The sequence below is a fragment of the Frigoribacterium sp. UYMn621 genome (assembly GCF_040549525.1).
In the GTDB taxonomy this organism is placed as follows: Bacteria; Actinomycetota; Actinomycetes; order Actinomycetales; family Microbacteriaceae; genus Lacisediminihabitans.
Genome location: NZ_JBEPTM010000003.1, coordinates 280,956 through 306,692, shown reverse-complemented (window position 1 = coordinate 306,692; position 25,737 = coordinate 280,956). Strand labels below are relative to the sequence as shown.

Sequence of the window (25,737 nt, the reverse complement as noted above, 5' to 3'; positions counted from 1 at the left end):
GGGGGGCCAGGAGCTGCGCTCAGGAGAGGGGCAGGAGAGCGGAGACGACGGTCGAACCGCCGTCGGGACTCTTCAGCACCAGATGGCCCCCGAGACCGCGGAGGCGCTCCTCGAGCCCGGCCAGCCCGTGCCCGGCCACGACCGTCGCACCGCCCCGGCCGTCATCCGTCACCGAGATCTCGAGGCCACCTCCGTCGCCCAGCCCGACTCGCAGCGCGATCGAGGTCGCCGAGGCATGCTTAGCCACGTTGGTGAGCAGCTCACTCGCCACGAAATACGCGTTTCGCTCGATCTCCTGTGGCAGCAGCACCGGCGTGGGAAGCGCGTTCACCAGCGTCACCGGCACGGGGCTGCGTACCGCAAGGGATTCGAGCGCGGCGATCAGGCCACGATCGAGCAGGATGGGTGGGGCGAAGCCGCGCGACAGCGCCCGAAGCTCTTCGAGCGCCTCACGGGACTGGTCCCGTGCCTCGGCGATGAGGGTGCGCGCGGCATCCGGGTCCGAGGCGAGCTGGCGCTCTGCCGCAGCCAGATCCATCTGCAGTCGGACGAGCCGCTGCTGTGGCCCATCGTGGATGTCGCGCTCGAGGCGACGGAGCGCGGTCCCCTCGGCCGACACGGCGGCCGTCCGCGACGCCGAGAGATCGGCGACTTCGCCCTGCAGCTCGGCGATGCGGAAGCGTCCGAGCATCCCCACAGCGACCAGGTAGTGGAGCATCGTCATTCCGCGGGTGATGAACGGCAGTGTGACCGCGAAGATCACCCCGATGGCGAGGAAGACGAGGTCGTCGGCGAGCACCGGATCGGGGGTCCAGCCCGGGGCGAAGGTTCGAGCGATCCAATCGGAAACGTGCCAGTCCCCGCGCCCGGTGGGAATGAACCGGGAATAGAACCAGTAGCTGAGGCCGGACAATGCGACGACGGTCCACGTGAAGGACAGGATCCAGGTGAACAGTCCGACCGCGAAGTTGACGACGAGGCCGTGCAACAGGTAGAGCCAGTAGTGCGGGTTGAGCAGGGTGCCGAAGAGCCTCGCCCAGAAGCCTGTGGCGGTCGGTTTCGTCCAGTCCGGGCCGGCGATGGCGGGACGACCCGCCCAGCGGAGGCGCAGGAGTTCGAGCATCCCGAATCCGCGCGCCGCCCAGAGCGAACCGATGATCAGGAAGATGCCGAAGAAGGTCACCAGGGTGCCGAAGCCGGTGGAAATGCCGGTGACCAGCACCGTGAACGACACGATGACGAGGGGAAGGGTGAGCAGCAGGAACCCGAGCTCCCGCGGCACAGCGCGCCAGAGACTCCCGTACAGGGATCGCGGGCGCGGAACTGTGATGGTCACAGGGTCCAGAGTGGCAGAGTCGGTGGAGGTCATGGAGCAAGCCTCGCGAACGGCCGCGCCGCGCGACATCCGGTAGCCACACCGGTGTGGAGTGGGGTTAGCCCCCGGGCGTGCAGAGCTCGCCGGTTTAGGAGGATCCGCTCCAGGCCGCCGGGACGATGGTCCAGATCAGCTCGGTCTCGGCGTCGGATTCGTTGTCCCAGGAGTGCGGTTCGCGTCCGGCGAAGGTCATGGTGTCCCCCTCCGCGAGATCGACCCGACCGCTGACCAACCGCACCCGGAGGCTCCCCCGCACAACGTGAAGCACCTCGACGTCGCAGTTGATCGTGTAGAGCTCTTCCCCTCCGGACGCGCCGGGCTCGAGCACCGACCGCAGCAACTGCACCCGAGCCTCGCTGCGCGGAGTGAGCAGCTTCTCCACCGCGCCGATGCCGCCCATGTTGATGCGCGGTGCCTCGGCGAGCGCGACGACCTCGTTCTCCGGCGGCTCGAACAGCGAACCGAGTTTGAGCGAGAGCACCTGGCACAGCGTGACGAGGGTCGACACGCTCGGTGAGGTCTCATCGCGCTCCACCCGACTGATGAAGCCGGTGCTCAGCCCGCTCGCCGTGGCGACGTCCGCCATGGTGAGGGACTGCGCCAGTCTCGTCGCCCGCAGCTTGGCGCCGATGGCGAGCGGGGATCCCGATGGCGCGGGGTGGACTGCTCGCATGTACGGTTCTCCGGTCGGATCAGCGGGGTGTCATCGCTGAAAGGATCTCATACGCGACGTGTGAGGCGGCGACAGCCGTCACCTGAGCGTGATCGTAGGCCGGGGCGACCTCCACGACGTCGGCTCCGACGATCGTCAGCGGGCTGAGGGCACGGATGATCGCGAGCAGCTCGCGACTCGTCAATCCACCGGCCTCTGGGGTGCCCGTTCCCGGGGCGTGGGACGGGTCGAGCACATCGATGTCGACCGATATGTACACCGGCCTGTCGCCGAGCCGGGCGAGCATCCGTTCGATGACCCGCGCCAGGCCGTCGGTCTCGAACTCGTGGGCGGCGATGACGGCGAAACCGAGGCGGGCATCATCCGTGAGGTCCTGCCGGCTGTAGAGGGGACCGCGGATGCCGATGTGCAGGCTCGCCTCGAGGTCGATGAGCCCCTCCTCTGAGGCCCGACGAAAGGGGGTTCCGTGGGTCACCGGGGCACCGAAGTAGGTGTCCCAGGTGTCGAGGTGAGCGTCGAAGTGGAGCACGGCTACCGGGCCGGTGCGCTTGGTGACGGCCCGGAGCAGTGGCAGGGCGATGGTGTGGTCCCCGCCGATGGTGAGAAGGCGGGTGCCGTCGGCGCCGAGCCGCGTTGCCGCCTCCTCGATCTGGGCGACTGCCTCCTCGATGTTGAACGGGTTGGCAGCGATGTCCCCCGCGTCCACGATCTGCTGGGTCGAGAACGGCTCCACATCCTGCACCGGGTTGTAGGGGCGCAGCAGGCGGGATGCCTCGCGAACGTGCGCCGGCCCGAACCGGGCGCCCGGACGGTAGCTCACTCCGCTGTCGAATGGCACGCCGACGACCGCGATGTCGGCGCGGGGCACGTCTTCGATCCGCGGGAGACGGGCGAAGGTGGCGATGCCGGCGTATCGGGGCGAGACGCTCGCATCCGATGGTCCGAGGGGTGTTGTCATGGGGTTCTTCCTGTTGGAGGGTTCGTGCGACGGAAAGGTCAGTCGGCAACCCGCAATGCGACGGCGCGCACGGGAGCGCCATCGGCGGCTTCGAAGGCGATGGGCAGCAGGGAGATGAGCGGGTCCTCGAAGTCGATCGACTGAAGGTTAGTGAGATTCTCGCTGATCACACCGGCGACATCGGCGATGAGGTGATGCACCGGGAAGCCCTCGCCGGGATGGTCGTCATCGGGAGTCTCGTCGATATTGATCGCGTCGATCCCGAAGGTGCGCACCCCGAGGGCGATGAGGCGTGCACACGCGTCCGCATCGAGGAAGGGATTCTCGAAATATTCGTCGGTGCCGTAGTGGGCACTCCACCCGGTGTGGAGCAGCACGATGCTCCCGGCCACCAGCGCATGTTCGAGCCCGGCGAAGTAGTCCCACGTGATGCGCCCGCGTGCCCCGGCTCTCCGGGCGTCGACGACCACGCCCGGACCGATGAACCGGTCGAGGGGCAATTCATCGAGTTTGGGCGCGTCGGCATCGAAGTGGAACGGCGCGTCGACGTGGGTGCCGGTCTGGGACCCCATCGAGACGCTGAGCAGGTTGAATCCGTCGTGCTCGATCGTGGAGTGGGGGCGGAATCGCGGCACGGGATCGCCGGGGTAGACCTGCGTCGTGGCATTGACCACCAGCGAGAGATCGACGACCGCTTTTAGCTTCATAGTCAAAAACTATTGCACATGGAACAACACCCCGCTAGTGTCGGGCCAACCCTCGAGCCCTCGCCGGGCCCGTTCGCTTCGTCGAAAGCACTTCACATGAGCACACGCCCCGATATCCGCCCCGACTCCCCCACCGAGGTGTTGAACGCGCGCCCCAAGATCACCGAGGTGGAGGTCCATGGGGTCGACACGATTCCCGACGCCGACCGCACCTCCACCTGGCTCGACCTGCTGCGAATCCAGTTCGGCGGCGCCAACACCTTCGCCACCGTTCTGCTCGGCACCTTCCCCATCGTGCTCGGACTCTCGTTCTGGCAGGCGGTGCTCGCGACGGTCTCCGGTGTGCTGCTCGGCACCATCTTCCTCATGCCGATGGGACTGTTCGGCCCGAAGACGGGAACCAACAACGCCGTCTCGTCGGCCGCCTTCTTCGGTGTGCGCGGTCGGATCGTCGGCTCATTCCTCTCACTCCTCACGGCGGTGGCGTTCTACTCGATCTCGGTCTGGGTGAGCGGTGACGCGCTCGTTGGCGCGCTGACCCGGCTCGGCGGCATCCCCGACTCGCTCGGCCTTCGCACCCTCGTCTACGGTGTCATCGGCGTGATCGTGATCGTCGTGGTGGTCTTCGGATTCCAGTTCATGTTGCTGGTGAACAAGACAGCGGTGATCGCCAACACCATCCTGATCCTGCTCGCGATCGTCGCCTTCAGCGGCACCTTCGACAGCTCCTACGACCCCGGGCCGAAAGGCTTCGCCCTCGGCGGGTTCTGGGCGACCTTCGTCGCCGCGGCCCTCATCGTGGCATCGAACCCCATCTCGTTCGGCGCCTTCCTCGGCGACTGGGCCCGCTACATCCCGCGCAACACGCCCCCGCGCAAGCTCCTTGCCGCGACGCTGTTCGGGCAGCTGCTCACCCTCATCCCCTTCCTGTTCGGGGTGGCGACCGCCACGATCGTCGCCGGCAAGAGCGACTACGTCGTCGCACTGATCCAGGCCTCACCCATCTGGTACGCCGTGCTGCTCATGGTCGTCGCCTTCATCGGCGGCCTCTCCACCGGCACCACCTCGCTCTACGGCACCGGGCTCGACTTCTCCTCGGTGTTCCCGAAGTTCAGCCGGGTGCAGGCCACCATCGGCATCGGAGTCGTGGCTTTCCTGTTCATCCTCACCGGCCGGATCTTCTTCGACCTGCTCGGCGCCGTCAACGCCTTCGTGGGCGCGATCATCGTGACCACGACTCCGTGGATGGTGATCATGGCGATCGGATACATCGTGCGACGCGGAAGCTTCCGTCCCCGTGACCTCCAGGTGTTCAACCGCGGCGAGATCGGCGGCAGCTACTGGTTCCGCAACGGGGTGAACTGGCGCGGCATGGTGGCGTGGCTCGGCGCGGCGGCCCTCGGCCTGCTCTTCGCGAACTACCCGCCGATCATCATTGGACCGTTCATCAACGTCGGCGGCGGCATCGACCTCAGCCTCGCTGTTGCGGTGGTATCCGGCGCGGTGCTGTACCTCGGTGCTCTCTGGCTGTTCCCCGAACCGCGCTACGTCTTCGGGGACGAGGGCCCGCGGGGAGTGCGGAGCCTGCCGGGCGAACCCCGCCCAATCGAGACCGATCACACCTCCACAGCAGCCCGGATCGCCGCCCGCCGGACGGAAGCGGCGTCATGATGGACGCCACCGTGCCGACCGAGGCGGACGCCCTGGCCGCAGCGGACCGCATCATCGACGACTTCGCCCACCACCGTCGGGATGCCTACTTCGCAGGATTCTCCCCGGAGGCCACATTCCTGTTCCACAACGTTGACCACCGCCTCGAAGCCCGCAAAGCCTACGAGGAGCTGTGGGCGGAGTGGGAGGCCGAGGGATTCCACGTGCGGGGGTGCAGGTCGTCGAATCGTCGCATCCAACTGCTCGGGACGGTAGCGGTGTTCAGCCACGATGTCGACACCGACGCCGAGGTCGCGGGGGTCGCGGAGACCTCGCACGAACGCGAGACGATTGTGCTGGCCTTCGATGACGGGGCCTGGCTCGGGGTGCACGAGCACCTCTCGAAGCGGGAGTAGCTCCCGCCAGACGTGCCGCTAGGCGCCGACCGTGCCGCTAGGCGCCGAGCGTGCCGCTACCCGCCGAGCGTGTCGTGGGTGAACCGGCCGGCGATCAGGGTCGCCGACACCGGCATCGTGCGCAGCTCGTCGCCACTGGCCGTGAGGGGGTCTGTGTCGACGACACAGAGGTCGGCGACATCCCCCGCGCCGACACGACGCCGCCCGTGTGCCGATGCCCCAACAGCCTCTGCCGCGGTGATCGACTGCTCCGGATGCCACGCGGCGCGCCCGTCGCGCGCCCGTGCGACCGCCGCGGCGATCGTGATCCACGGATCGAGCGGGGCGACCGGCGCATCCGACCCCAGCACCACTGTCGCCCCCGCGTCGAAGAGGCTCCGCAGCGGGAAGGCGCGAGAGGTGCGGCCCGACCAGTAGCGGTCGGCGACATCGCGGTCGTCCATGGCCTGTTCCGGCTGCACGCTGGCGGTGACCCCGAGCGCGGCGAACCTCGGAAGGTCCGCGTCGCGCAGCAGCTGAGCGTGCTCGATGCGCCCGTGGCATCCCGCTGCCTCGAAGGCGTCGAGAGCGATGCGATTGGCGTCATCGCCGATCGCATGCACCGCGGGCAGAAGCCCCGCGCCCGAGACCCGCCGCAACAGGGGCAAGAGGTCATCGGGAGCAACGGTGAGCATGCCGTGGGAGTGCTGATGCCCCTCGAGCCCCGGGTACTCGTCGACGCAGAAGGCCGTTCGGGTGTTGAGGGACCCGTCGATGAGGATCTTGAACGGCCCGACCGCGAGCAGCTCACCGCTGCCGGGCATGATCTGACCGGTGCGATGGCCGGCGGTGATCGCCGCATCGAGGTGCTCGGTGTAGATCCCGGCGGAGATCCGCAGGGCGCGCGAACCTCCGGCCATCCGGCGGGCCCAGACCGCGAGGTTGTCGGCCATCTCGAAGTCCACGACCCCGACGACACCCCGGGATGCCGCGGTCGCGGCTGCTTCGGCCACCCAGCCGTCGAGCACGCTGTCCGGAACATCCTGCAGCGAATCCGTCACCCGGAAGGCGTCGTCTTCCCGCAGGATGCCGGTCGCGTGACCGCCGAAGCCGAACCGGTCGAGCGCCGCGCTGTTCAGCCAGCAGCAGTGCAGGTCCCCGCTGACGAGAACGGTCGGCAGCGCGCCGGTTGCCTCGTCGAGCACCGCGGCCGTCGGGAGGTCCGGCCAGAGTCCATCGCGGAAACCGAATCCGACAAGGGGTACCCCGGGCTCCGGTGGTCGCACGATGGCGGCGGCGCCCATGATCGCCGCGGCCTCCGCTGCGGAACCGGCCGCCGACACATCCACCCGGCGCTGGGCGAGGGCATGCTGGCTGAGGTGCACGTGGTCGTCCCAGAGCCCGGGCACGACATGACGCCCCTCGAGGTCGATGGACCGGCTCGCGGTGAGACCCGAGCCGATTTGGGTGACGGCTCCGTTCTCGAGGAGGAGATCGACAGGCTCGGCCCCCTCGATTCGGCCGTTGCGCAGCACAAGCCCGGTCACGCGATGACCGGGTTCGCGCGTCGCATCTCGGCAGCGAGCGAGGGGCTCGAGTAGGCCCCGTCACCCTCGAGGTGTTTCACGATTCGCTCGACCACGGCGGGCTCCTTGTTCTGGCTCAGCTTGAGCCGGGCGTCGAATCGCGTGACCCGCAACCGCAACCCGACGGTACCGGTGGCGATGTGACGGGCCGCGGACTCATCGATCTGCAGCGACACCGGCTGGGGCATCCGCTGTTCGAAATGATCGACGAGCCGGCCGAGTACCGTGAAGTTCTCGTCATCCGACAGGAGTTCAGGGGTGCCGTAGAGGTGGGCGGTGACGTGATTCCAGGTGGGCACGAAGTCTTCGGACTCGTACCATCCGGGTGAGACGTACCCGTGCGGGCCCTGGATGATCACCAGCACCTCGTGCTGGCCCAGTTCATGCAGCCTCTCATCCGGACGCCCGACATGGCTGACGATGCTGATGCCCTCGGCGTCTTCCTCGAGCAACACCGGATAGTGCGAGGCCACCATTCCGGTCGCGGGGCTGGAGACGATCGTGGCCCAGGGGTTCTCGCGGATGAGCCGCTTCACCTCGTCCGGGTCCGTGAGCAGGTAGTCGGGCGTGAAGCGCATGGTCCCATTCTGGCGCAGAGAAACTCAGGCCTGGTCGGTCGGGCACCAGTAGAGCTTGCGCCCGCCGAGCTCCTCCAAGGCGATGTTCGTGCCGCACACCCGGCAGGGCAGGCCGGCGCGGTGATAGACCCAGTGCCGGTCATCCCGGTGCGCGAGAGCCTTGCGTCGGGCCGCCGGGGTGAGTCCATCCATCGTGAGCATCTGGCCGGTCTTCACGCCGATGGCGAGCAGCCGACACCAGTCCCGCCACAGGGCACGCAGGGTCTCCTCCGGCACGAGTTTTCCGGGGGTGTGCGGGTTGAGTCTGGCCCGGAACAGCAGCTCTGCGCGATAGACATTGCCGATGCCACTGACGACCGACTGGTCCATGAGCAGCAGCGCGATCGGGGTCGGCTTCTTGTGGATGACGCCGACGAACCGCTCCTCCCCCGCCTTCTGGTTGTCGACCAGCGGATCCGGGCCGAGTTTCGCGATGGAGGCTTCCACCTGCTCCGGTGTCTGTACCTCGCAGGCTGTGGGTCCGCGCAGATCGGCGACAGTGTCGTGGGTGAGCAGGCGCACGCGAACGGCGCCGATCGGGTCGGGAGGGAAGGGTGTGTCCGCGTCGCGCAGCACCTCCTGCTCCGACATCCGCAGCCGGGTGCGCCGCGGGGCGCCGATGCTCGAGAGCGAGTCTTCGGCCGCATCCCGGTCCACGATCGTGCCGCGCTGGTTGGTCTGGCCCATGCGTCCATTGGCGGATGCGACCGTGGCATCCGCGGTGAAGTCGCCGGCGAAATCCCAGGCTCCGTAGAGCCCGAGGTGCACCCGAAGCCACAGGTGGTTGTCGAATTCGAGGAACATCTGTTTACCGACGGCGCGTGCGTCGATCATGCTGTGCCCGTCGAGCAGTGCCGCTCCCTCGGCGAAGCGGCCCTGCGGCGAGGACACGGCGGTCTGCTTGCCCACGAAGTGTCGGGCGAACTGGCGGGCGATGCGGTGGACGGAATGGCCTTCTGGCACTGTCAGTCGATCTCGTGGCCGGCGATCAGGCCCGTCGCCTCGTACTCGGAGAGCTGGGCGATGCGGCGAGCGTGCCGCTCCTCACCCGAGAATGGTTCGCCGATGAAGGTGTCGATGAAGAGCTTCGCCTCGTCGACACTGTGCTGCCTCGCTCCGATCGCGATGAGATTCGCATCGTTGTGCTGGCGGGCCAGCAACGCGGTCGACACGTTCCAGACCAGGGCGGCACGGGCGCCGAGCACCTTATTGGCCGCCATCTGCTCGCCGTTTCCCGACCCGCCGAACACGATCCCCAGGGCCTCGACGCCGGCCTCCTGGTCCGCGACGGTGCCGCGCGCCGCGTTGATGCAGAAGCTCGGGTAGTCATCCACTGCGTCATAGACCTTCGGGCCGTGGTCGACGACCTCGTGGCCGGCGGCACGGAGGTGCTGCTGCAGATCCTCGCTGAATTCGAGCCCGGCGTGGTCGGTGGCGATATGGATGCGCATGCTTCCCAATTTAGGCGATGCACTCGGGGCTTACATGCCACGGAAGAACACCTAGGCGAGGTAGACCTTGCGAATCGTCTCGGTCACCGTCCACACCGTGCGTTCGCCGGCCGAGAGTCGGGCGACCGATCCCGCGGAGAGGTCCATCACCCGGTCGTCGGCGTCGAAGCTGACCGTGGCGCGACCGGCGATCACGACGAACACCTCGTCGGTCTCGACATCCCGCATCGATCCCACCGTCATCTCCCACACCCCGACTTCGAGGTCACCGAGAGTGGTGATGGTCGTGAAGCCGGTGCTCGGCGCACCGTCCAGGACCTGCTCGAGCGCGACCGGCTCCAGAATGATCTGCACCTCACCGGCGGCGACCGCGGCGTCTCCCGGGCCGGCCGCGGAATCCGGGATCGTCACGGAACCCAGTATCCGACGCGAGCGAGGAGCCGGGTCTCGGCATCCGCGTCGTCCGGCACCGTGATCTCGGGCGGGAACACCCCCATCGCGCGGAAGCCGTCGATCTGCGGCCCCACGATCTCCCACAGTCCGTCGACGAGCGCATCGGGCAGCGAGTAGTCGAGGCCGATGAACTTTGCGATCGACCACGCCTGGAATGCCCGATACGTGCTCGTGTGCACGAGGTAGTCCCCGAGGGGGAAATCGCCGTAACTCAGGTGAACCGTGCGCGCGAGGTCGAGATCGCCGGTGACGGCCTCTGTCGCCGCGTCGTTGATCTCGCCGTAGTTGCCGATCGGGTCGTCACCGAGCAGATCGCCGTCGTGACGCGTGCCCACCTCTTCCGCGGTGCGCCCGGCCAGAACGTCCGGGACCCAGGCCTCATCGAAGGCGTGATAAGCGAGGATGTCGCGCAGGCTCGGGTTCGGCTTACGGGACCAGTCGGCCGGGGCGGCGAGGGCGAGCTGGTCGGCATCGACCATATCGATGACCTCCCGCAGGGCGGCGTCGGACATGAGGAAGAGATCCTGTTGGTTCATGCCCACACGCTACTGCCGGCCGCCGACGCCCGAAACATCAGGAATCGAAACCGAGCCCGGCCGCATCCAGTGTCTTCAGAAGCAGGTTGCGGCGACCGCCGTTGTGATCCGCCCGGTCGAGTGCCCATTTGGTGGCCTGCACGCCGGCGTAGGTCGCCGGCTCCGGCGGGAACGGCAGGGGGGTCGAGCGCACCATCTCGAGCTCCGTGCGCTCGGTCGGCTCCCCCGACAGGTGATCGAGCATGACGTTGGCGGCGAAACGGCTCGCTCCCACTCCGAGACCGGTGAAGCCCGCGGCGTAGGCCACCCGCCCTCGACGGGCGAGCCCGAAGAAGGCGCAGAATCTCGTGCTGGTGTCGATCACTCCGGCCCAGCGGTGACTGAACTTCACCCCTTGGAGCTGCGGGAAGGTGGTGAAGAAGTGGCTGGCGAGTCTCTGGAACGACTGCGGCCGGTCGTCGTAGCGTGCGCGGATGCGTCCGCCGTAGTGGTAGATCGCGTCGTAGCCGCCCCAGAGGATGCGGTTGTCGGCGCTCAGCCGGTAGTAGTGGAACTGGTTAGCCAGATCGGCGATGCCCTGCCTGCCCTCCCAACCGATGGAGGCGAGCTGGGCATCCGTCAACGGCTCGGTCATGAGCACGTAGTCGTACACCGGCACGGTGTGCAGCCGGTAACGCTTGAGCAGGGACGGGAAGGCGTTCGTGGCCAGGGCGACCCGCTCGGCGCTGACGAAGCCGCCATCGGTGGCGAGGGTCACCGCGCCGGTGGGCAGCTCGCTGTCGATGCCGCGCACCGGCGAGTTCTCGCGGATGTCGACTCCCGCCTCCACACAGGCCCGGGCGAGCTCCGCGGCGAGTTTCGCCGGATGCACGAGCGCCGTCGCGTGCCGGCTCCACAGTCCGCCCTCGTAGGTGGGTGAATTGACGAGGGAGCGGATTCCCGCGGCGTCGTAGTACAGTTCGCCATCGCCGTCGTGGGCGGCCCCGAGTTCGGCAAGCTGGTAGCGCTCGGTGGCCACGGCGAGCGAGCCCGTGCGCTCGAAGTCGCAGTCGAGCCCGAGCCGTGCGACGGTCGCCTGGATCTCATCGAGGTTCTCCGCACCGAGCCTGTCCAACTGCGGCAGCTCCCGGGGAAAGCGGGCGAGTCCGTTGGACTCGCCATGGGTGAGGGATGCCTCGCAGAAGCCCCCGTTGCGCCCGGATGCCGCCCAGCCGACGGTCTTCGCCTCGAGCACGATGACGCGCGTGCCCGGATCCCGCTCGACGGCCTGCAAAGCGGTCCAGAGACCGGTGTAGCCGCCACCGACCACGGCGAGGTCGTAGTGCACAGTGCCGGAGTGGCGCGGGTAAGCCTCCCGCCGGCCGAGGTCGTCGAGCCAGAACGGGGCGAGCCGGGCATCCGCCAGTGAGTCTGTGATGATGCGGGCGTCGGGTGCTGATCGTTCGAAAACGGTGCTTGCCATGGGCCAACCTTACGGTCGCCGCGCCCACGGAGGACACTCGCGCCCGCATGTTTCCTCGCGCGGTGACGATCGGCGGCGTGGTTCGCCGGGCCGGCAGCGCTCAGTCGAAGACCGGCCCCCGTGTGCGGGAGCGCTTGATTTCGAAGAAGCCGTCGTAGCTCGCCAGCGCGACGACGCCATCCCACAGTGTCGCTGCCTGCTCGCCTTTGGGTGCGGGAGAGATCACGGGACCGAAGAAGGCGTAGCCACCGACCGCGATCACCGGCGTGCCGACATCCTGGCCGACCCTCTCGATCCCGTCGAGATGGGAGGCCCGCATCTGCGGGTCGTATTCGTCGGTGTCGGCGAGGGCCGCGAGCGAAGCGGGGAGCCCGGTCTCCGCGAGGGCCTCGGCGATGATCGCGTCGGCATCGGTGCGGGCACCGGGATGGATGCGCGTCCCGAGCGCGTCGTACAGGGGCTTTACCGCGGATTGGCCGTGCAATTCGGTGACCGCCGCGACCAGGCGCGTGTACCGCAGCGCACGCGGCAGGAACTCGCGATAGTGCTCGGGCAGATCGGTGGCATCCTCGTTGAGCACGGCGAGGCTCATGACGTGCCAGGTCACCTCGAGGTCGCGAAGCACCGCCACCTCGTCGAGCCACCGGCTCGTCATCCAGGCCCAGGGGCAGGAGGGGTCGAACCAGAAGTCGACAGCGGTCGGGGCGGGCGCAGAAAAAGTCATGAATCGAAAGGTACCCTCAGTCACCTGAAAATGCGGTCGGGGTCTGGATTCGCGGGGCCCGAAGGCGCACACTGGACTGACAGAAATCGTCAGTCGCGGGAGGCCATCATGCGCACAACTCCAGACCTGCTTCCGGTGCTGTCCCGAGGCAAACATCGCACGCCGCGGCGCGGCGCCTGCTTCATGGAGTACGCCTCCTACCTGGCCGGTGAGCCCTGGAGCGACCACCCCGCCTGCACCGATCCGGCGCTCGCCTCCCTCGCCCGCATGGTGAACGACTGCACCTCGGACGCGGCGCGCGGTCGCCTCGTCACTCTCATCCCCGCGGTCATCGGTCTCACCGGCTCTGGCACGATCACGGGCATCCGTCTCGCTGCGCGCGCGGCGAGCGCCGCACTGCCGATCGCGAGCGAGGGACGCCAGCGTGCCCTCGCAGCGGGACTCCTGCGGTGCGATGAACTCCTGGCCGGCTTCGGCGAGAGCGCGGCGAGTGTGAGCCGCACCCTCATCCGTCGTGCCCTGGAGTTCACCCCCGGAGCCTCCTCCTGGGCCGCAGACTTCCTGGCGGCGGCGGGAGCGGTCAACCCTCGGTCGATTCCGCTGATGAGCGACGCGATCATCCGCACCGCCGTCGTGGGAATCGCGGACGCGTGCGTGCAGGATCCGGACGACCGTCTCCGGCAGCTTCTCGGCGAGGCCATCGCGGACTGCGCCATCGCCTCCGAAGCGCCGGCCCGGGAGCTTCAGCCGACCCCCTGACGGGCGCAACTAGACTCTTTCGTTGGACACGATCCATTGAGCGAAGGAGCCGCAATTGCCTGGAGAGAACCTCACCCGCGTCGAAGCCCAGGAGCGCAAGTCGCTCGTCTCCGTCGATCACTATGACGTGACACTCGACCTCACCACGGGGCCGGAGACCTTCCGCAGCACCACGACCGTCACCTTCGATGCCACCGCGGGATCATCGACCTTCATCGACGCGATCACGCGCACGGTGCACTCCGTCACTCTCAACGGCACCGAGCTCGACGCCGCTGCGGTGAGCGACGGCATCCGGATTCAGCTGGACGGCCTCGAGGCCGAGAACACCCTCACCGTCGTCGCGGACGCGGAGTACACGAACACCGGCGAGGGACTGCACCGCTTCGTCGACCCGGTCGACAACGAGGTCTACCTGTACACCCAGTTCGAGGTGCCGGACTCCCGGCGCGTCTTCGCCGTCTTCGAGCAGCCCGACCTCAAGGCGACGTTCGGATTCACCGTGACCGCGCCCGCCGCCTGGCAGCTCGTGAGCAATTCGCCCACCCCCGAACCCATCGTCGACGGCGAGTCCGCGACCTGGACCTTCGAGCCGACCCCGATCCTCTCCTCCTATGTGACCGCACTCGTCGCCGGCCCCTACGAGGTCGTGCGCTCCGAACTGACCAACAGCAGCGGACGCGTCATCCCGCTCGGCCTGTTCTCGCGCAAGTCGCTCAGCCAGTATCTCGACGCCGACTACATCTTCGAGAAGACCCGCCAGGGCTTCGCGTACTACGAAGAGAAGTTCCAGTACCCCTACCCCTTCGCCAAGTACGACCAGCTCTTCGTGCCGGAGTTCAACGCCGGCGCGATGGAGAACGCGGGTGCGGTCACCTTCACCGAGACCTACGTCTTCCGCTCGAAGGTGACCGACGCCATCAAGGAGCGTCGTGTCGTCACGATCCTGCACGAGCTCGCCCACATGTGGTTCGGCGATCTCGTCACCATGAAGTGGTGGAACGACCTCTGGCTCAACGAGTCCTTCGCGGAGTGGGCGTCCACCATCGCGACGGCCGAGGCCACCGAGTGGACCGAGGCGTGGACCACCTTCCAGGCCATGGAGAAGAGCTGGGCCTACCGCCAGGACCAGCTGCCGTCGACGCATCCCGTCGTTGCCACCATCGAGGATCTCGAGGCCGTGCAGGTGAACTTCGACGGCATCACCTACGCCAAGGGCGGATCTGTGCTCAAGCAGCTCGTGGCCTGGGTCGGGATCGACGCCTTCTTCGCCGGTGTCGCCGCCTACTTCGCCAAGCACGAGTTCGGCAACACCGAGCTCGGTGACCTGCTCGCCGAGCTCGAGATCACGAGTGGGCGTGACCTCAGTGGTTGGTCCGCGCTCTGGCTCGAGACCGCGGGTGTCAACACACTGACACCCGAGATCGAGACGGATGCCACGGGCGTCATCACCTCCTTCGCGATCGTGCAGACGGCCGCGGCCGACTACCCGACCATCCGTCCACATCGCCTGGCCGTCGGCTACTACGACCTCTTCGATGGATCACTCGTGCGCACCCACCGGGTGGAACTCGACGTCGACGGCGCGCGCACCGAGGTGCCGGAGCTGGTCGGCACGACCAAGCCGGCGCTCGTGCTCCTCAACGACGACGACCTCGCCTACGCGAAGATCCGCCTCGACGCCGACTCGCTCGCCGTGGCGATCGACCACCTCGCCCACATCGAGAACCCGCTCGCCCGCGCCATCGTCTGGGGAGCGGCCTGGGATGCGACCCGCGACGGAGAGAGCGCCGCGAGCGACTACGTGCGTCTGGCCCTCGGCAATATCGCGAGCGAGACCGAGTCGACGACCATCCGCACGACGCTCAGCCAGCTCGGCCTCGTCGCCAAGCAGTACGTGGCTCCCGAGCGGCGCACGGAGACGCTGACGCGGGTCGGCGACGCTCTGTGGACTCTCGCGACGGACGCGACCCCCGGCTCCGACGCGCAGTTCCAGTTCGTCAAGTTCTTCGCGGCCTACGCCTCGACGCCGGAGCACGCCGCGGCCCTCGCCGGGCTGCGCGACGGCTCCGCGCCGCTCGAGGGCCTGGAGATCGACACCGACCTCGGGTGGGAGATCCTCGAGGGACTCGTGCTGCTCGGTGCCGTTGGACAGTCGGAGATCGACGCGGCGCTCGCCGCCGACAACACCTCCAACGGGCAGCAGGCCGCGGCACGGGCATCCGCCACGATCCCGACAGCGGAGGCCAAGCGTGCCGCTTTCGACTCTCTCGTCGACAGCGATGCCCTGCCCAACTCGATAGTGCGCAACGTGACCATGGGCTACCTGCACGTGAACGATCCCTCGGTGCTCGAATCGCTCATCGAGCCGTACTTCGCGGCCATCGGCGACATCTGGGCCACGCGGTCGTACAAGATCGCGGAGTACATCGTGCTTGGGCTGTACCCCTCGCCGCTGGCATCCGTCGCCCTCGTCGACGCGACGACGGCGTGGCTTGCCGCCAACCCGGACGTCCCGGCGTTGCGTCGACTCGTCACGGAGAACCTCGCCGGGGTCGAGCGCGCCCTGGCCGTGCAGGCGAAGGACGCGTAGACCGCTTCCGCATTCGCCGCAATTGCGGGCGTGTGCGGTCATCCCGGGTCGGCATGCCCGCCCGGAATGACCGCACACGCCCGTTTTGCCCGCGGCGGCGAATATCCCCCGGAGGGATGATTCGCCCGGGAAACGGCCTCGCTAGGCTCGAATCATGAGGATGATTTCGTGATCGAAGCGACCGGCCTGACCAAGCGATACGGCATGAAGACCGCCGTGGACGACGTGACGTTCTCGGTGAAACCCGGGCTGGTGACGGGGTTCCTCGGGCCGAATGGCGCGGGAAAGTCGACGACCATGCGGCTCGTGGTCGGTCTCGACCGCCCCTCCAGCGGATCCGTCACCGTCAACGGGAAGAGCTACAGCGCCCTGAGGGCTCCCCTCCGCGAGGTTGGCGTCTTGCTCGACGCCAAAGCCGTGCACACCGGACGGTCGGCGATCAACCACCTTCGCGCCCTCGCCGCCACGCACAGCATCGGACGCGCGCGCGTGGATGAGGTGATCGGCCTCACCGGTCTCGATTCGGTCGCCCGCAAGCGCGTCGGCGGCTTCTCGCTCGGGATGGGCCAGCGGCTCGGCATCGCCGCCGCCCTCCTCGGCGACCCGGCGACGCTCATCCTCGATGAGCCGGTCAACGGCCTCGATCCCGAGGGAGTGATCTGGGTGCGCACCCTCGCCCGGTTCCTGGCCTCGGAGGGCCGCACCATCTTCCTCTCCTCGCACCTGATGAGCGAGATGGCGCAGACCGCCGATCACATCATCGTTCTGGGGCGCGGACGGATCATCGCGGATGCGCCGGTGGGAGAGATCCTCGCGCTCGCCACGGGAACAGCCATGCTGGTGCGCACCCCGGACGCGGAGCGCTTCGGCGCACTTCTCTCCGCGCCCGACATCTCGATCACCCACCGCGAACCACAACTCATGCAGGTGACGGGGCTTTCCTCCGCGCAGATCGGTGAGCTCGCCGCCAAAAACGGCGTCGTGCTCCACGAGCTCTCCCCGCAGGCCGGTTCGCTCGAAGACGCCTACCTCGCTCTCACCAAGGACGAGGTCGAATACCATGCCGGAGGAACCCCACGATGACCACCACCCAGGCCTACGTCGCTCACGGATCGGGACTCAGCTTTCGCGGGCTGCTGCTCTCGGAGTGGATCAAGCTCTCCTCCCTCCGCTCCACGATGTGGTGCTACGGCCTCATCATCCTCATCAATATCGGCCTCGGAGTGCTTCTGGCCGTCTCGTTCCAGCCACAGGGAGCGTCGACAGCGTCGATCGACCAGGGCTACTGGGTGCAGTTCTCCACCATCGGCATCGCGTTCAGCCAGCTCGTCGTCTCCGTGCTCGGAGCGCTCGTCATCACGGGCGAGTACGGCACCGGGATGATCCGCTCCACCCTCACCGCCGTTCCGAAGCGGATTCCCGCGCTCATCTCCAAGGCCGTCGTGTTCTCGGTTGTGAGCTTCGTGATCTCCCTCGTGAGCATCGTGGTCGCGGCGCTGCTCGCCCAGGGGCTGCTCACCGGGAAGGGGCTCACCCTCGACCTGTCCGACGGCAGGGCCTGGGGGGCGATCGTCGGAGGCGCGGCGTTCCTGGCCCTCATCGGACTCGTCGCCCTGTTCCTCGGTGCGATCGTGCGCAACAGTGCGGCGGGGATCTCGGCCGCACTCGGACTGATCTTCGTGGCTCCGATCGTGTTGCAGATCTTCGCCGCCGTGACCCGGGCGGCCTGGGTGCAGAACCTCTTCGAATTACTGCCAAGCAGCGCAGGGGCACGGATGTACAGCTACACCGCAACGCCGGCGCCGAAGGTGCCCGATGTGATCGTGCTGGATCCCGCCCAGGGGCTGCTCGTCCTTGTGGCCTGGGTCGCGCTGTTCGGAATCCTCGCCAGCGTTCTGCTGAAGCGACGGGACGCCTGACCCGCCCGCGGAGGGAGCGCACAACCGGTCGCCGGTAAACTCGGTGACCATGGTGACTGCGGTAGCGATCGACGGATGGACCGCCTTCTGGGCGACCGTCAAGTCCATCTACGAGATGACACTCGTGCAGGTGATCGTGATCATCGTCGTGGCAGTCGTGTTGCGCGTTGTGCTGCGGTTCGTGATCGACCGCGTGGTCAAGCGCATCGTCACGGGCGTGAAGAAACGCCAGAATGTGGAAGACACCCAGGCACTCAGCACCTCCCCGCTCAGCGCGGTGAGAGTGGTCCAGCGCACCCGCACCCTCGGCAGTGTGCTCAACAACATCGTGGCCGTCGTACTCGTCATCGTTGCGGGTCTCTCGGTGATCACCACCATCAATCCCACCATCCTCGGGTCATTCGCCCTCATCACCGCCGCTCTCGGGGCGGGTCTCGGTTTCGGCGCCCAGAACATCGTGAAGGACGTGCTGAACGGTCTCTTCATGGTCGCGGAGGACCAGCTCGGCGTCGGGGATGTGGTGGACCTCGGTCCGGCGACCGGTGTCGTCGAGACCGTCGGCATCCGCATCACGCAGATCCGCGATGTCAACGGCACCGTCTGGTTCGTGCGCAACGGCGAGATCATCAGGGTCGGCAACATGTCGCAGGGCTGGTCGCGGGTCATCATCGACCTCGCGGTGCCGTACGACGCGGATGTCGCGGCCGTACAGGAGCGCATGCTCGGGATCGCGACACAGATGGCCGCCGACCTCAAGTGGCGCAGTCGCATCCTCGAGAAGCCCGAGATCTGGGGCATCGAGTCGATCTCGGCCGAGGCGATCGTGATCAGGCTGGTCGTGAAGACGCGACCGGGAACGAAGGACGACGTCGCGCGCGACCTGCGCGCACGACTCAAGTCCGGACTTGACGCGATGGGCATCAGACTGCCGGCCCTCAACAGCATTGTGCTGAGCGGTTTCGAAGGTGCGGAGAGCGTCAAGGGGGCGCGTCCGCCACGGACGGCCCCGAATCCGATAGCGACGACAGCGGAACCGAAATCACCGAGGAAGGCGCGCTCATGAGCACCGAGATTCCCGGCATCCCCGGCGGGCAGATCAACCCGGTGACACTTCGCGTGAGCGAACACGGCGAAGCCGCGACGGGAAGCTTCTACGAGAAGATCGGTGGGCGGGCCGCATTCGAGCAGCTCGTGCGCGCGTTTTACGACGGCATCCGTACCGACGAGGTGCTGATGCCGATGTATCCGGAGCAGCCGGAGCTCGAGGGCGCGATCCAACGACTGACCGGATTCCTCGAGCAGTACTGGGGCGGGCCGGGCACCTATTCCGAGCAGCGCGGGCACCCGCGGCTTCGCGCGCGGCACCTGCCGTTCACGGTCAATCCGGATGCCCGCGACCGCTGGCTGCACCACATGCGCGCCGCCGTGGACGGGCTCTACCTCTCCCCGCTCGATGACGCCACGCTCTGGGGGTACCTCGACCGCGCGGCACACGCGATGGTCAACACCTTCGAGGAGTGACGTCCGCCGATCGTTTCGAGATCACCGGGCCACCGCCCCGGCCCGCGCCCGTTGCTCGCACGCTCTCGACCACTCGCGTGCTCTCGACCAACGGCGAAGCCTGACCGGCGACTGGGAGTCCGCTCCGGACATCCCACCTGCGGAGCGGTCAGTTCCGAACTACCGGTTACCGTGGATACAGGTTGCCCTGGATCCCGGTCGCCCCATCGACCACCCACCAGAGCGAGGCTCAGCATGAGCACGACCACCAGCACTCCCGTCGTCACCTTCACCAAGACGAAGCCACGCGGCGACCGTTCGAATCCGACGACCGAGTACTCGGCCCTTCTTCGAACCGTCCGGGATGCCGGCCTTCTTCAGCGCAGCCGGGGCTTCTACTACGGCATGTTCGCCGCTCTTCTCGGGGCACTCGCGGCCGCCGTCACCGGGATGGTCCTGCTGGGCGAATCCTGGTTCCAGCTGCTGCTCGCCGCAGCCCTCGGACTGATCCTCACCCAGTTCGCCTTTCTCGCCCACGAGGCATCCCACCGCCAGGTCTTCGAATCGGGCAGGGCCAACGACCTGGCCGGACGACTGATCGCCAACCTCTTCGTCGGCATCAGCTACTCCTGGTGGATGACCAAGCACAGCCGCCACCACGCGAACCCCAACATCATCGGCAAGGATCCCGACATCGAGCGGGACTTCGTCTCGTTCGTGCCCGAGGATGCGGCGAAGGCCGGTGGGCTCTATGCCTGGTTCACCCGCCGCCAGGGCTACCTGTTCTTTCCGATTCTGATCTTCGAGGGTGTCAACCTGCACATCGCCGGTTTCCGCACGGTGTTCGGTCGCGCGAAGGTCGATCGTCGGGCGCTCGAGATCTCCATGCTCGTCCCCCGTATCGCTCTCTACATCGTCGCCATCTTCCTGCTGCTTTCGCCCGGTATGGCCTTCGCCTTCATCGGCGTGCAGCTGGCCGTCTTCGGCGTGTACATGGGCGCATCCTTCGCGCCCAACCACAAGGGGATGCCCGTGCTGCCCCACGACTCCACGGTCGACTTCCTCCGGCGCCAGGTGCTCACCTCCCGCAACATCCGCGGCAACTGGGCGATGGACACCTTCATGGGCGGACTCAACCACCAGGTCGAGCATCACCTGTTCCCCAACATGCCGCGCCCGCACCTGAAGAAGGCACGCGAGATCGCCCGCGAATACTGCGAGGCGCACGCCATCCCCTATACGGAGACCTCGCTGCGCGCGTCTTACGCCATCGTGGTGCGCTACCTCAACCGCGTCGGCCTGGCTGCCGGCGGCGACCCCTTCGACTGCCCGGCCGCGACCGCCTTCGGCCGCTAAGGCTGTGAAGTCCCGCGCGCCAGGACCGCTCGCGCGTGTCGCAGGACGGGCTCATCGACCATGCGTCCATCGAAGCGGAAGACACCACGCTCCCCCTCGGCCGCCGCGAGCATCGCGGTAGCGGCGGCGACTTCCTCCGGTGACGGGAGATAGGCGGTCCGGATCGCCGACACCTGGCTCGGATGGATGCACGCGGTGGCCGAGAAACCGCTCGCCCGGGCGTCCCGCGCCTCCCGTTCCAGACCGGACAGGTCGGGGATATCGACGTATACCGAGTCGATTGCGGCTTTGCCCGCTGCTCCCGCCGCGAGAAGCATGCTCGAACGGGCGTGCACGGCGACGGCGCGATAGCGTCCGTCGCCATCGCGACTCGAGGTTCCCCCGAGGGAGGCCACGAGGTCCTCTGCGCCCCACATCAGGGCGACCACCGAGGGCGCGGCCGCAATCGAGGCGACGTTCACGATGCCGGCGGCCGTCTCGCACAGGGCGATGACCTCGAAACCGTAGAGCCGATCCACCTGGACCGCCGTCTCCGCCTTCGCGAGCATCACCCGGCGGTAGCCGGTGCAGGCGAGCGCGGCGAGGTCGTCGTCGAAGTATCCGGAGTCCACCGCGTTCACCCGAACGATCGTGGTTGCCGGATCGAGCGGATGGGCAACGAGCGTCTCGCGGGCCGCCGCCTTGTCGCCGGTGGCCACGGCATCCTCGAGGTCGAGGATCACGGCATCCGCCCGCTCCGCCGCCTTGTCGAAGCGATCGGGACGGTCGGCCGGGCAGAACAGCAGTGCGGGGCCGAGGTCGAAGGTCACGACGCGCCCTCGCACCAGACCAGCGTGGAGCGCACCGCCGTCGCCACGACCACATCATCCTGGTTCCGGCCGCTGTGACGAAGCACCACGATGCCCTGACCCGGGCGCGACTTCGACAGCCTCTTCTCCTCCACCACCGTGGAGCTGTACAGGGTGTCCCCGAGAAAGAGTGGTGCCGGGAAGGTGATGTCGCCGAACCCGAGGTTTGCGACCAGTGTGCCCTGGGTGAGTTGCGCCACGGAGCTCCCCACCATCGTCGAGAGCGTGAACATGGAGTTGACCAACCGTTGCCCGAAGGGCTGAGTCGCGGCGAACGCCGCATCGAGGTGCAGCGCCTGAGTGTTCATGGTGAGCGTCGTGAAGAGCACATTATCGGCTTCGCTGACGGTGCGTCCCGGGCGGTGGAGGTAGCGGGCGCCGAGCTCGAACTCCTCGAACCAGAGCCCGCGCTGCAGGATGTCCCGGTGCGCGCCATCCATCAGTCGGAGAATCCGAGGTCTCGCGCGATCACCATGAGCTGCACTTCGGTGGTCCCTTCGCCGATTTCGAGGATCTTCGAGTCACGGTACTGCCTCGCGACCGGATTCTCGTTGAGGAACCCGTATCCGCCGAAGATCTGGGTGGCGTCGCGCGCGTTGTCCATCGCCGCTTCCCCCGCCACCATCTTCGCGATCGAGGCCTGCGCTTTGAACGGCCTCCCGGCGAGCATACGGCGCGCGGCATCGTAGTACGCGAGGCGGGCCGTGTGGGCACGCGCCTGCATTCGCGCGATCTTGAAGGAGATGGACTGGTTGGACCCGATGCTGCGCCCGAACACATTGCGCGATTTGGCGTAGCGCACCGATTCGTCGAGACAGCCCTGAGCGGCGCCGGTCGCGAGAGCGGCCACAGCGATGCGGCCCTCATCGAGGGTCTGCACGAAGTTGGCGAAACCGCGGCCCCGCTCGCCGAGCAGATTCGCTTCCGGCACGCGCACGTTGCGGAGGCTGAGCGGATGCGTGTCGCTCGCGTGCCATCCCACCTTGTCGTAGCCCGGCTCGACGGTGAATCCGGCGATCGGTGTCGGCACGAGGATCGCGGAGAGTTCCTTCTTGATCGATCCGTCTTCCTGCGTGGATTCACCCGTCACCGCGGTGATCGTCACCAGCCGGGTGATGTCTGTGCCGGAGTTGGTGATGAATTGCTTGGTGCCGTTGATCACCCATTCCCCGTCGACGAGTTCGGCGGTGGTCTTGGTACCCGCGGCATCCGACCCGGCATCGGCTTCGGTGAGTCCGAACCCGGCGAGCGCTCGGCCGCTCGCGAGTTGAGGCATCCACTCCTCGCGCTGCGCGTCGGTGCCACGGCGGAACACCGGCATCGCCCCGAGCCCCACGCCGGCCTCGAGGGTGACCCCGACACTCTGGTCGACCCTTCCCAACTGTTCGACAGCGAGGCACAGGGTGAAGTAGTCCTTGCCCTGGCCGCCGAGTTCGGTGGGGAAGGGCAGCCCGAAGAGTCCGAGGTCGGCCATCTGGGAGACGACCTCGTAGGGAAAGCTGTGCTCGGCGTCGTGCTTCGCCGCCACCGGGGCGACCACCCGGTCGGCGAAGTCGCGAACGAGGTCACTCACTCGCTGCTGGTCATCGGTGAGGTCAAAGTGCATGGTGTCTCCATCGACAGTTCGGGCGCGCTTCAGTAAGTCTTGACTAACTCAATCAGGTTAGTGATGACTAACTGGATTGTCCACACTAGAGTGTGAATCCACACGATCGGAGGGCTCGGATGACTGTCGAAACCGACTCTCGCGAGACCCCACGGGCTCGCGCCAAGGCCGACCGCCGCACGGCTCTGCTCGACTCCGCCGCCCGGCTGTTCGCCGAACGCGGCTTCGATCGAGTCTCGATGGAGGATCTGGGTTCCGCTGCCGGAGTCAGCGGGCCGGCCGTCTACCGGCACTTCCCCGGCAAGCAGTCCGTGCTTGCCGCACTGCTCATCGACGTGAGCCAGGGGCTTTTCGACGGCGGCACGACCGTGATCGACGGCGGCTCGGATGCCACGGCCACCCTTCACGAGCTCATCGCGTTCCACGTCGCGTTCGCGCTGGCGAATGCCGATGTCATCCGCGTGCAGGATCGCGACCTGGAGAGCCTCGCCCCCGCCGACCAGCACCAGGTTCGTGCCCTTCAGCGCAACTATGTCGAGCTCTGGGTTGGGGTGCTTGCGCGGCTCGACCCCGAAACCCCCGCCGCCGCCCTGCGGGTGAAGGCCCACGCCACCTTCGGACTCATCAATTCGACCCCCCACAGCGGTCATTCCGCCGGCACCGGTCAGATTCTCGAGGCGATGGCCCGGGCCGGTCTCCGGGCCTGACGCCGGCCGGTCCGGCCCAGCGGTCCTCCGGCACCTCGTCCTGTCGTGCCGGGGCGTACTCGGTGCACACCCGACGCACGAGTTCTGGTTCGACGCCGAGACAACCCTCACGAAGGAGTCGAACCGATCTCGGGTACCGATAGCGTTGCACCACGCGCACCGCGAGAACACCGTGACGAAGGAGCCACCGGATGCCCGACCCATCCACCACTGATGTTCTGATCGTCGGTGCCGGCCTGGCCGGCCTCGTCGCCGCGGCCGAACTCGTCGACGCCGGCAGAAGGGTCACGATTCTCGAGCAAGAGCCCGAGGCGAGCTTCGGCGGGCAGGCCTGGTGGTCATTCGGCGGAATCTTCCTCATCGACTCCCCCGAGCAACGCCGCCTCGGTGTGCGCGACTCACTCGAGCTGGCGCGGCAAGACTGGCTGGCGACTGCCGGATTCGACCGCGACGAAGACGCCTGGCCGCGGAAGTGGGCCGAGGCGTATCTCGACTTCGCCTCCGGAGAGAAGCGAGCGTGGCTGCGTGAACAAGGCGTGCGGTTCTTCCCCGTGGTGGGCTGGGCCGAACGCGGAGGCTACACGGCCCTCGAACACGGCAATTCGGTGCCGAGATTCCACATCACCTGGGGAACCGGCCCCGGGGTACTCGCCCCCTTCGTACGCCGCGTTCGTGCGGGAGTGGACAGCGGTTTGGTCACCCTGGCATTCCGCCACCGGGTCGACGAACTCATCGTCGACGAGGGGGCGGTCGTCGGGGTGCGCGGCGCCGTGCTCGCTGCGGATGCCGCGGAACGCGGCGCGCCCTCGAACCGGGAGGTGGCCGCCGACTTCGAACTGCGTGCCTCTGCCGTCATCGTGACGAGCGGCGGCATCGGCGGCAACCACGACCTCGTGCGCCAGCAGTGGCCGACGCGAATGGGCACGCCACCGCAGAAGATGCTCTCGGGGGTGCCCGCGCACGTGGACGGCCGCATGCTCGGGATCAGCGAGAAAGCCGGCGCGCACCTCATCAATGGCGACCGCATGTGGCACTACGTGGAGGGGATCGAGAACTACGCGCCGGTGTGGGAGCGCCACGGCATCCGCATCCTCCCCGGACCGTCGTCACTCTGGCTGGATGCCACCGGCCGCCGCCTGCCCGTGCCACTGTTCCCCGGCTTCGACACCCTCGGCACCCTCGAGCACATCGTCGCGACCGGCCATGACCACAGTTGGTTCGTGCTCACGCAGAAGATCATCGAAAAGGAGTTCGCGCTCTCGGGCAGCGAACAGAACCCCGACTTCACGAACCGGGACTATCGCCTTCTCGCCAAGCGGCTGCGGCCCGGGGCACCGGGGCCGGTCGAGGCATTCAAGCGGAAGGGAGCCGATTTCGTGGTGGCGGACACCCTCGACGAGCTGCTGGCCGGGATGCAGAAGCTCAGCCCGGAGGTGGCGATCGACGCGGCCAGGGTGCGGCAGGAGATCGAGGGCCGCGACCGCGAACTGGCCAACGACTTCTCCAAGGACGCGCAGGTCAACGCTCTCAGGCAGGCGCGACGGTATCGGGGCGACAAACTCATCCGGGTGGCTACGCCGCACCGGATTCTCGATCCGAAGGCCGGGCCGCTGATCGCGGTGAAGTTGCATATCCTCACCCGCAAGAGCCTCGGGGGCATCGAGACGGATCTCGACGGCCGCGCCCTCGCCGCGACCGGCGAGCCGATCCCGGGCCTGTATGCGGCCGGAGAGGCGAGCGGATTCGGCGGTGGAGGCATGCACGGCTACCGCTCCCTCGAAGGGACCTTCCTCGGCGGGTGCCTGTTCTCGGGTCGGGTGGCGGGCCGCGCCGTCTCGCGTGCGCTCTGAGCGGGCACAATG

26 protein-coding genes are annotated in these 25,737 nt (G+C 67.6%); 11 read left to right on the top strand and 15 right to left on the bottom strand.

Annotated features, from left to right (window positions below):
* Window positions 1–19 precede the first annotated feature (19 nt).
* The 4 genes from ABIB54_RS07835 to ABIB54_RS07820 all read right to left on the bottom strand — a co-directional run bounded on the left by ABIB54_RS07835 (window position 20) and on the right by ABIB54_RS07820 (window position 3,713).
* Window positions 20–1,369, bottom strand: a complete 1,350-nt coding sequence (locus ABIB54_RS07835; RefSeq protein WP_354574954.1) for a sensor histidine kinase — start codon at window positions 1,367–1,369, stop codon at window positions 20–22.
* Between the two features lie 94 nt (window positions 1,370–1,463).
* Complete coding sequence (locus tag ABIB54_RS07830; protein WP_354574953.1) at window positions 1,464–2,048, bottom strand: helix-turn-helix domain-containing protein; 585 nt, start codon at window positions 2,046–2,048, stop codon at window positions 1,464–1,466.
* A gap of 19 nt (window positions 2,049–2,067) precedes the next feature.
* Window positions 2,068–3,006, bottom strand: a complete 939-nt coding sequence (gene speB, locus ABIB54_RS07825) for an agmatinase (RefSeq protein WP_354574952.1) — start codon at window positions 3,004–3,006, stop codon at window positions 2,068–2,070.
* 38 nt (window positions 3,007–3,044) lie between these two features.
* Entirely contained in the window at window positions 3,045–3,713 is a 669-nt protein-coding gene (locus ABIB54_RS07820; protein WP_354574951.1) for a cyclase family protein, read from the bottom strand.
* A 96-nt stretch (window positions 3,714–3,809) separates the two neighbouring features.
* Here ABIB54_RS07820 and ABIB54_RS07815 point away from each other — a divergent pair, with 96 nt between their 5' ends.
* A complete protein-coding gene (locus tag ABIB54_RS07815) occupies window positions 3,810–5,384 on the top strand; it encodes a purine-cytosine permease family protein (RefSeq protein ID WP_354574950.1) in 1,575 nt (524 codons plus the stop codon).
* Window positions 5,381–5,779 (top strand): nuclear transport factor 2 family protein, encoded by a 399-nt coding sequence (locus tag ABIB54_RS07810; RefSeq protein WP_354574949.1) that lies wholly within the window; start codon window positions 5,381–5,383, stop codon window positions 5,777–5,779. The genes ABIB54_RS07815 and ABIB54_RS07810 overlap by 4 nt, the downstream gene beginning before the upstream one ends.
* Window positions 5,780–5,835: 56 nt before the next feature.
* On the opposite strand, the gene ABIB54_RS07805 is transcribed toward ABIB54_RS07810, so the two are convergent.
* From ABIB54_RS07805 to ABIB54_RS07770, 8 genes are all read right to left on the bottom strand, one after another.
* Window positions 5,836–7,305 carry an amidohydrolase gene (locus ABIB54_RS07805; RefSeq protein ID WP_354574948.1) on the bottom strand — a complete coding sequence of 490 codons (1,470 nt, stop codon included), beginning with the start codon at window positions 7,303–7,305 and terminating at the stop codon, window positions 5,836–5,838.
* A complete protein-coding gene (locus tag ABIB54_RS07800) occupies window positions 7,302–7,922 on the bottom strand; it encodes an FMN-binding negative transcriptional regulator (protein WP_354574947.1) in 621 nt (206 codons plus the stop codon). The genes ABIB54_RS07805 and ABIB54_RS07800 overlap by 4 nt, the downstream gene beginning before the upstream one ends.
* A gap of 24 nt (window positions 7,923–7,946) precedes the next feature.
* The gene (locus ABIB54_RS07795; RefSeq protein WP_354574946.1) at window positions 7,947–8,924 is read right to left on the bottom strand and encodes an Fpg/Nei family DNA glycosylase; all 978 of its coding nucleotides are present in this window, start codon (window positions 8,922–8,924) and stop codon (window positions 7,947–7,949) included.
* Window positions 8,925–8,926: 2 nt separating this feature from the next.
* Window positions 8,927–9,412 carry a ribose-5-phosphate isomerase gene (locus ABIB54_RS07790; protein WP_354574945.1) on the bottom strand — a complete coding sequence of 162 codons (486 nt, stop codon included), beginning with the start codon at window positions 9,410–9,412 and terminating at the stop codon, window positions 8,927–8,929.
* A gap of 51 nt (window positions 9,413–9,463) precedes the next feature.
* A complete protein-coding gene (locus tag ABIB54_RS07785) occupies window positions 9,464–9,823 on the bottom strand; it encodes a cupin domain-containing protein (RefSeq protein WP_354574944.1) in 360 nt (119 codons plus the stop codon).
* Entirely contained in the window at window positions 9,820–10,401 is a 582-nt protein-coding gene (locus tag ABIB54_RS07780) for a DinB family protein (protein ID WP_354574943.1), read from the bottom strand. Before ABIB54_RS07780 ends, ABIB54_RS07785 begins: the two co-directional genes overlap by 4 nt.
* 37 nt (window positions 10,402–10,438) lie before the next feature.
* Entirely contained in the window at window positions 10,439–11,863 is a 1,425-nt protein-coding gene (locus ABIB54_RS07775; protein ID WP_354574942.1) for an NAD(P)/FAD-dependent oxidoreductase, read from the bottom strand.
* Between the two features lie 100 nt (window positions 11,864–11,963).
* The gene (locus ABIB54_RS07770; RefSeq protein WP_354574941.1) at window positions 11,964–12,587 is read right to left on the bottom strand and encodes a mycothiol-dependent nitroreductase Rv2466c family protein; all 624 of its coding nucleotides are present in this window, start codon (window positions 12,585–12,587) and stop codon (window positions 11,964–11,966) included.
* A gap of 108 nt (window positions 12,588–12,695) precedes the next feature.
* Between ABIB54_RS07770 and ABIB54_RS07765 the strand changes: the two genes are divergently transcribed.
* The 7 genes from ABIB54_RS07765 to ABIB54_RS07735 all read left to right on the top strand — a co-directional run bounded on the left by ABIB54_RS07765 (window position 12,696) and on the right by ABIB54_RS07735 (window position 20,714).
* Window positions 12,696–13,346 carry a hypothetical protein gene (locus ABIB54_RS07765; protein ID WP_354574940.1) on the top strand — a complete coding sequence of 217 codons (651 nt, stop codon included), beginning with the start codon at window positions 12,696–12,698 and terminating at the stop codon, window positions 13,344–13,346.
* 55 nt (window positions 13,347–13,401) lie between these two features.
* Window positions 13,402–15,939: an aminopeptidase N gene (pepN, locus tag ABIB54_RS07760; protein WP_354574939.1), complete on the top strand. Its 2,538-nt coding sequence runs from the start codon at window positions 13,402–13,404 to the stop codon at window positions 15,937–15,939.
* 168 nt (window positions 15,940–16,107) lie between these two features.
* The gene (locus ABIB54_RS07755) at window positions 16,108–17,022 is read left to right on the top strand and encodes an ABC transporter ATP-binding protein (protein ID WP_354574938.1); all 915 of its coding nucleotides are present in this window, start codon (window positions 16,108–16,110) and stop codon (window positions 17,020–17,022) included.
* A complete protein-coding gene (locus tag ABIB54_RS07750; protein ID WP_354574937.1) occupies window positions 17,019–17,858 on the top strand; it encodes an ABC transporter permease in 840 nt (279 codons plus the stop codon). The genes ABIB54_RS07755 and ABIB54_RS07750 overlap by 4 nt, the downstream gene beginning before the upstream one ends.
* A 49-nt stretch (window positions 17,859–17,907) precedes the next feature.
* Entirely contained in the window at window positions 17,908–18,921 is a 1,014-nt protein-coding gene (locus ABIB54_RS07745; RefSeq protein WP_354574936.1) for a mechanosensitive ion channel family protein, read from the top strand.
* A complete protein-coding gene (locus ABIB54_RS07740; protein WP_354574935.1) occupies window positions 18,918–19,379 on the top strand; it encodes a globin in 462 nt (153 codons plus the stop codon). Before ABIB54_RS07745 ends, ABIB54_RS07740 begins: the two co-directional genes overlap by 4 nt.
* A gap of 234 nt (window positions 19,380–19,613) precedes the next feature.
* Window positions 19,614–20,714 (top strand): fatty acid desaturase family protein, encoded by a 1,101-nt coding sequence (locus ABIB54_RS07735; protein WP_354574934.1) that lies wholly within the window; start codon window positions 19,614–19,616, stop codon window positions 20,712–20,714.
* Here the strand turns inward: ABIB54_RS07735 and ABIB54_RS07730 are convergent.
* From ABIB54_RS07730 to ABIB54_RS07720, 3 genes are read right to left on the bottom strand one after another with little or no spacing between them, the layout of a single operon-like run.
* Window positions 20,711–21,523, bottom strand: a complete 813-nt coding sequence (locus ABIB54_RS07730) for an HpcH/HpaI aldolase/citrate lyase family protein (protein WP_354574933.1) — start codon at window positions 21,521–21,523, stop codon at window positions 20,711–20,713. The genes ABIB54_RS07735 and ABIB54_RS07730 overlap by 4 nt on opposite strands.
* A complete protein-coding gene (locus ABIB54_RS07725) occupies window positions 21,520–22,002 on the bottom strand; it encodes a MaoC family dehydratase (protein WP_354574932.1) in 483 nt (160 codons plus the stop codon). The genes ABIB54_RS07730 and ABIB54_RS07725 overlap by 4 nt, the downstream gene beginning before the upstream one ends.
* Complete coding sequence (locus ABIB54_RS07720) at window positions 22,002–23,168, bottom strand: acyl-CoA dehydrogenase family protein (protein ID WP_354574931.1); 1,167 nt, start codon at window positions 23,166–23,168, stop codon at window positions 22,002–22,004. The genes ABIB54_RS07725 and ABIB54_RS07720 overlap by 1 nt, the downstream gene beginning before the upstream one ends.
* Before the next feature lie 119 nt (window positions 23,169–23,287).
* On the opposite strand from ABIB54_RS07720, the gene ABIB54_RS07715 reads away from it, so the two are divergent.
* Together ABIB54_RS07715 and ABIB54_RS07710 are read left to right on the top strand one after the other, a co-directional pair.
* Window positions 23,288–23,875, top strand: coding sequence for a TetR/AcrR family transcriptional regulator (locus tag ABIB54_RS07715; RefSeq protein WP_354574930.1), 588 nt, complete (start codon window positions 23,288–23,290; stop codon window positions 23,873–23,875).
* A gap of 191 nt (window positions 23,876–24,066) precedes the next feature.
* Entirely contained in the window at window positions 24,067–25,725 is a 1,659-nt protein-coding gene (locus ABIB54_RS07710) for an FAD-binding dehydrogenase (protein ID WP_354574929.1), read from the top strand.
* The last annotated feature ends 12 nt before the right edge of the window (window positions 25,726–25,737 follow it).

What these genes read in the sequence shown, in the direction of transcription:
- ABIB54_RS07835 (WP_354574954.1), bottom strand. Translation starts at nt 1,369, where the DNA reads ATGACCTCCACCGACTCTGCCACTCTGGACCCTGTGACCATCACAGTT.
- ABIB54_RS07830 (WP_354574953.1), bottom strand. Translation starts at nt 2,048, where the DNA reads ATGCGAGCAGTCCACCCCGCGCCATCGGGATCCCCGCTCGCCATCGGC.
- speB (WP_354574952.1), bottom strand. Translation starts at nt 3,006, where the DNA reads ATGACAACACCCCTCGGACCATCGGATGCGAGCGTCTCGCCCCGATAC.
- ABIB54_RS07820 (WP_354574951.1), bottom strand. Translation starts at nt 3,713, where the DNA reads ATGAAGCTAAAAGCGGTCGTCGATCTCTCGCTGGTGGTCAATGCCACG.
- ABIB54_RS07815 (WP_354574950.1), top strand. Translation starts at nt 3,810, where the DNA reads ATGAGCACACGCCCCGATATCCGCCCCGACTCCCCCACCGAGGTGTTG.
- ABIB54_RS07810 (WP_354574949.1), top strand. Translation starts at nt 5,381, where the DNA reads ATGATGGACGCCACCGTGCCGACCGAGGCGGACGCCCTGGCCGCAGCG.
- ABIB54_RS07800 (WP_354574947.1), bottom strand. Translation starts at nt 7,922, where the DNA reads ATGCGCTTCACGCCCGACTACCTGCTCACGGACCCGGACGAGGTGAAG.
- ABIB54_RS07790 (WP_354574945.1), bottom strand. Translation starts at nt 9,412, where the DNA reads ATGCGCATCCATATCGCCACCGACCACGCCGGGCTCGAATTCAGCGAG.
- ABIB54_RS07780 (WP_354574943.1), bottom strand. Translation starts at nt 10,401, where the DNA reads ATGAACCAACAGGATCTCTTCCTCATGTCCGACGCCGCCCTGCGGGAG.
- ABIB54_RS07775 (WP_354574942.1), bottom strand. Translation starts at nt 11,863, where the DNA reads ATGGCAAGCACCGTTTTCGAACGATCAGCACCCGACGCCCGCATCATC.
- ABIB54_RS07770 (WP_354574941.1), bottom strand. Translation starts at nt 12,587, where the DNA reads ATGACTTTTTCTGCGCCCGCCCCGACCGCTGTCGACTTCTGGTTCGAC.
- ABIB54_RS07765 (WP_354574940.1), top strand. Translation starts at nt 12,696, where the DNA reads ATGCGCACAACTCCAGACCTGCTTCCGGTGCTGTCCCGAGGCAAACAT.
- ABIB54_RS07750 (WP_354574937.1), top strand. Translation starts at nt 17,019, where the DNA reads ATGACCACCACCCAGGCCTACGTCGCTCACGGATCGGGACTCAGCTTT.
- ABIB54_RS07745 (WP_354574936.1), top strand. Translation starts at nt 17,908, where the DNA reads ATGGTGACTGCGGTAGCGATCGACGGATGGACCGCCTTCTGGGCGACC.
- ABIB54_RS07740 (WP_354574935.1), top strand. Translation starts at nt 18,918, where the DNA reads ATGAGCACCGAGATTCCCGGCATCCCCGGCGGGCAGATCAACCCGGTG.
- ABIB54_RS07735 (WP_354574934.1), top strand. Translation starts at nt 19,614, where the DNA reads ATGAGCACGACCACCAGCACTCCCGTCGTCACCTTCACCAAGACGAAG.
- ABIB54_RS07725 (WP_354574932.1), bottom strand. Translation starts at nt 22,002, where the DNA reads ATGGATGGCGCGCACCGGGACATCCTGCAGCGCGGGCTCTGGTTCGAG.
- ABIB54_RS07720 (WP_354574931.1), bottom strand. Translation starts at nt 23,168, where the DNA reads ATGCACTTTGACCTCACCGATGACCAGCAGCGAGTGAGTGACCTCGTT.
- ABIB54_RS07715 (WP_354574930.1), top strand. Translation starts at nt 23,288, where the DNA reads ATGACTGTCGAAACCGACTCTCGCGAGACCCCACGGGCTCGCGCCAAG.
- ABIB54_RS07710 (WP_354574929.1), top strand. Translation starts at nt 24,067, where the DNA reads ATGCCCGACCCATCCACCACTGATGTTCTGATCGTCGGTGCCGGCCTG.